This window comes from Mesorhizobium sp. M7A.F.Ca.CA.004.04.2.1 (assembly GCF_004022825.1).
Lineage (GTDB): Bacteria > Pseudomonadota > Alphaproteobacteria > Rhizobiales > Rhizobiaceae > Mesorhizobium.
Genome location: NZ_RZPH01000491.1, coordinates 1 through 4308, shown reverse-complemented (window position 1 = coordinate 4308; position 4308 = coordinate 1). Strand labels below are relative to the sequence as shown.

General features: G+C 63.9%; 5 protein-coding genes and 1 pseudogene. 3 read left to right on the top strand and 3 right to left on the bottom strand.

Annotated elements, in window-relative coordinates; genetic code table 11:
* Positions 1-160 (bottom strand): annotated as a pseudogene (locus EN893_RS20795) (keto-deoxy-phosphogluconate aldolase); the annotation flags it as partial.
* 286 nt (positions 161-446) lie between these two features.
* Between EN893_RS20795 and EN893_RS20790 the strand changes: the two are divergent.
* The 3 genes from EN893_RS20790 to EN893_RS20780 all read left to right on the top strand — a co-directional run bounded on the left by EN893_RS20790 (position 447) and on the right by EN893_RS20780 (position 3236).
* Positions 447-1367 (top strand): rhodanese-related sulfurtransferase, encoded by a 921-nt coding sequence (locus EN893_RS20790; RefSeq protein ID WP_127268076.1) that lies wholly within the window; start codon positions 447-449, stop codon positions 1365-1367.
* Positions 1368-1484: 117 nt separating this feature from the next.
* Positions 1485-2222: a tellurite resistance TerB family protein gene (locus EN893_RS20785; RefSeq protein ID WP_127268077.1), complete on the top strand. Its 738-nt coding sequence runs from the start codon at positions 1485-1487 to the stop codon at positions 2220-2222.
* 258 nt (positions 2223-2480) lie between these two features.
* A complete protein-coding gene (locus EN893_RS20780; protein ID WP_127268078.1) occupies positions 2481-3236 on the top strand; it encodes an SDR family oxidoreductase in 756 nt (251 codons plus the stop codon).
* Here the strand turns inward: EN893_RS20780 and EN893_RS20775 are convergent, their stop codons facing one another.
* Positions 3237-3602 carry a YciI family protein gene (locus EN893_RS20775; RefSeq protein ID WP_127268079.1) on the bottom strand — a complete coding sequence of 122 codons (366 nt, stop codon included), beginning with the start codon at positions 3600-3602 and terminating at the stop codon, positions 3237-3239.
* Between the two features lie 151 nt (positions 3603-3753).
* The coding region (locus EN893_RS20770) for an aminotransferase class I/II-fold pyridoxal phosphate-dependent enzyme (protein WP_128361744.1) at positions 3754-4308 on the bottom strand (555 nt) is incomplete at its 5' end.

Below are 4308 nucleotides of genomic sequence, written 5' to 3'. Positions count from 1 at the left end.
GCGCATCGGCGGTCCTCAGCGTGATCTCGATTGCCGGCAGGCCGCCGCGCGCCAGCGCGCGCGCCAGCGGCACGGCATTGGCGATATCAGAGATCTTCAGCACCGGGATGACCGGCTGGCCGTTGAGGAGCGACAAGAGTTTTTCGGTATTGCTGGGCATGTGTCTCTCCGTGGCGTGGACAATTCAACCGATTAGCAGAAGGCCGTTTTCCTGTCCACGAAGCCGGCCGTGTCGCGATGTCACGTGTCGCCCATGCTCGCCAAGCTTAGCGCGGCTGCCAGCTCGGCGGTGCCGGCAGCTTTGTCAGGATAGGAATTTTTTCTTGACTCCCTGATCTCAGCTATGGTACAAATTCGCCTATGGTGCAGATTTGCGCCCGGGACCTCCGAACAGGATGCCTGCTTTGCCTTGAATAGGCTTTCGTGAGCGTCTAGTGGCTTCGGCAATGACATCACTTCCACCCTTCCGCGTCGCAGCGCTCTACCGGTTTGCCCGGCTCGACGCTTTCGAAGAACTGCGCGCGCCGCTCGCCGCCTTCTGCTGCGGGCGCGGCATCAAGGGCACGCTGCTGCTGGCGCATGAAGGCATCAACGGCACCGTCGCCGGCAGCGAGGCGGCAATTGCCGAACTGATCTTGTATCTCGAAGCCATCGAAGGGCTGGCGGGCCTCGAGGTCAAGTACAGCGCAGCCGCGGACATGCCGTTCCACCGCATGAAGGTGCGGCTGAAGCGCGAGATCGTTACCATGGGTGTCGATGACATCGATCCTTCGAAAAGTGCCGGCACCTATGTCGCGCCGGCCGACTGGAACGCGCTGATTTCGCAGCCCGGCACTGTCGTCATCGACACGCGCAATGCCTACGAGGTGTCGATCGGCACATTCAGGGGTGCGATCGACCCGGCCACCGCAAGCTTCCGCGAGTTCCCGGCCTGGGTGGAGGCGCACCGGGGGGAACTCGAAGGCCGCAAGGTGGCGATGTTCTGCACCGGCGGCATTCGCTGCGAAAAGGCAACCGCCTATGTCAAATCGCTCGGCTTCGAGGATGTCTTCCATCTCAAGGGCGGCATTCTCAAGTATCTCGAAGAGGTTCCGGCCGAACAGAGCCTCTGGCAAGGCGAGTGCTTCGTCTTCGACGAGCGCGTTTCGGTGTCGCACGGCCTCGCCGAGGGCGAAGCGGAACTGTGCCGCGCCTGCCGCCACCCGCTGACACCGGGCGACCTGACGTCGCCCAAATTCGCCGCCGGTATTTCCTGCCCGCATTGTTTCGATGCGCGTTCGAACGAGGACCGCCAGCGTTATGCCGAGCGCCAGCGCCAGGTCGAGCTTGCGCAGGCGCGGGGCAGAGAGCCGCATATCGGCTCCTGATCCGGGCATCAAGCTGCTGCAAAGCGGCCGCCTGTCATTGCAATGTCAAGTTTCGGGACCTACGTCTTCGACGTTCGAAACCTGCCCGTTCGGCCGGGCAAATCCTGGAGGCACTGAATGTTCGATCCCAAGAAGCTTCTCGACGATCTGCTCGGCTCGCAAATCCCCGGCACCAGCGGCACCGTCCGCGACAAGGCGGGGCAGGCCGTGCAGATGGCCAAGGACAATCCGCTGGCCGCCGGCGCACTGGCCGCCGTGCTGCTTGGAACTGGTGCCGGTCGTAACGTGACGGGCGCCGCGGTGAAGCTTGGCGGACTGGCCGCCATCGGCGGCCTCGCCTACAAGGCCTACCATAACTACAAGGCCGGCAACGCACCCGCCGAAGCACCGGCGGCCGGCGAACCGGAATTGCTGCCGCCGCCCAAGGACACCGCCTTCCACCCGTCGCAGGCGCCGCAAGGCGAGGACGAATTCACGCTGACCCTGATACGGGCGATGATCTCGGCGGCGAAGGCCGATGGCCATATCGACGATGAAGAGCGCCAGAAGATCGCCGGCAAGCTCAGCCTGGCCGGCATAGACTCCGATGCCGAAAAGTTCCTGATGGCGGAGCTGGCAAGCCCGCTCGACCTCGACACGCTGGTCGCCGGCGCCAAGACCGACGCGCAGAAGCTCGAACTCTACACGGCGTCGCGCCTGACCATCGATCCCGACACCCGCGCCGAGCGTGGCTACCTCGACCTGCTTGCAGGCCGGCTCGGCCTGCCGGACGCGCTGGTCGACCATGTCGAGGCAACGGTTTCGGCGGCCAAGGTGCCGGCCAAGGCAGGGACGTCACCCAATCCGCGCTGGTAGGCCAAAACGGCACAGGAGGCGCTTTCCGGGTTAACCTCTCGTTAACCCAGCAAGCGCATCATTCAACACAGTCGGATCGGCTTTTCCTCCTCCCAAGCCCGGTTCAGATCAGGGGCGGTCGCCAATGGCCGCCCTTTTTGTCGGCCCGATCGGATGGACACGCTTGCCATCGCCGCCGTCATTTGCGATGCCTTCCTTTTTCGAGCCAAACCCCGAAAATCAGTCGAGCAAGCGCAGCGCTGCCGGAGGACAACAGCCATGACCGAGCAAAGAACCGCCATCGTCACCGGGGCCGGCACGGGCATCGGCAAGAGCGTCGCCACGGCGCTGCTCAAGGCGGGCTGGAACACAGTGTTCTGCGGACGCCGCAAATCCGTGCTGGATGCAGCCGTGGCCGAGGCCGGGTCCACCGACGCCAAGGCCCTGGCGGTTGCCTGCGATATCAGCAAGGCAGGCGAGGTCGACGATCTGTTCGAGACCGTGGCGGCGGCCTTCGGCCGTGTCGACCTGCTCTTCAACAATGCCGGCATGGGCTACAAATCGACGCCGATCGACGAGATACCGGTCGAAGTGTGGAACGATATCGTCGGCGTCAACCTCACCGGTTCGTTCCTGTGTGCCCGTGCCGCCTTTGGCGCCATGCGCAAGCAGAAGCCGATGGGTGGCCGCATCATCAACAACGGTTCGGTGTCGGCCTATGCGCCGCGCCCGGGCTCGGTGCCCTACACGGCGACCAAGCATGCCATATCAGGGCTGACCAAGACGCTGGCGCTCGACGGCCGGCCTTATGACATCGCCTGCGGCCAGATCGACATCGGCAATGCGCTGACCGATATGGCGCAGCCGATGACGGTCGGCGTGCCGCAGGCCAACGGCTCCATATCAGCCGAAGCGGTGATGGATGTTCAGCGCGTCGCCGACGCCGTCGTCCACATGGCCAGCCTGCCGCTCGACGCCAACGTGCTGTTCATGACCGTGATGGCGACCAAGATGCCGTTTGTCGGGCGTGGCTAGTCATTCTCCCGGTAGCTCTGTGCCGGGCAGATAGAGCGCGATAGGACGGATCTCGTAGACGGCGGTCGGATTGACGCGACGAAAGTCGCGCGCGATAGCGATGGCATCGTCCCGCGTCGGGCAGTCGACGACATAGAGGCCGAGAAGCTGTTCCTTGGTTTCGGCGAAGGGGCCGTCGACGATCATGCCGTCGCGCAAGGTGCAGGCCGATTGTGTCGCGCCAAGCCGCGCCGACGGGCCAAGGCTGCCGTCGGCATAGAGCCCTTCATGGATCTTGAGCAAGTCAGCCATCAGCGCCGTATCTTCCTGCGGCGTCAGCGCCTTGATTGCGTCTTCCACATGATAGGCAAGGATTGCATAGAACATCCGATGTCACCCCACTTCGATCCTGATCCGAGGACCGTAGCCGTTCTCGACATGCACGCCCAGTCTTGGCCGCGCGCCTCCGGACGGCTCATGACACGGTCATGCCACAGCCGCAAATTGTCCGGAAGAGGACAGCGGGCCGCTTTCAAGCTTACTTCGCCAGGAAGGCCCCGATCCGTTCCAGCGCCCGCAAGATGTTCTCCTCGGAATTGGCGTAGGAGAGCCTGATATAGCCTTCGCCGAGAATGCCGAAATCGGGACCGCCGATCAGCGCCACGCCGGCCTCGTCGAGCAGCGCCGAGGCGAGCTTCTTGGCCTTCCAGCCGGTCTTCGAGACGTTGGGGAAAGCGTAGAACGCGCCCTTGGGCGTGATGCAGGACATGTTGGGCAGCGCGTTCAATCCCTCGACGACGATCTTCCGGCGGCGGTCGAAGGCGCGCATCATATTGGCGACATCGTCCTGCGGGCCGTCGATTGCCGCGATGCCGGCGAACTGGCTCGGCGCGTTGACGCAGGACCAGCAGTTGACAGCCAGCTTGCGCACCTTGTCGTAGAGATGGGCGCCCTTGTCGCCATTCGGCCAGATCGACCAGCCCATGCGCCAGCCGGTCATCGCCCAGGTTTTCGACCAGCCGTTGAGCACGATCAGCCGGTCACGGATCTCGGGAAAGCCGAGCAGCGAGCAATGCGTCTCGCCATCATAGGT

Coding starts and splice junctions, on each gene's coding strand:
- EN893_RS20790 (WP_127268076.1), top strand. CDS start 447: ATGACATCACTTCCACCCTTCCGCGTCGCAGCGCTCTACCGGTTTGCC.
- EN893_RS20785 (WP_127268077.1), top strand. CDS start 1,485: ATGTTCGATCCCAAGAAGCTTCTCGACGATCTGCTCGGCTCGCAAATC.
- EN893_RS20780 (WP_127268078.1), top strand. CDS start 2,481: ATGACCGAGCAAAGAACCGCCATCGTCACCGGGGCCGGCACGGGCATC.
- EN893_RS20775 (WP_127268079.1), bottom strand. CDS start 3,602: ATGTTCTATGCAATCCTTGCCTATCATGTGGAAGACGCAATCAAGGCG.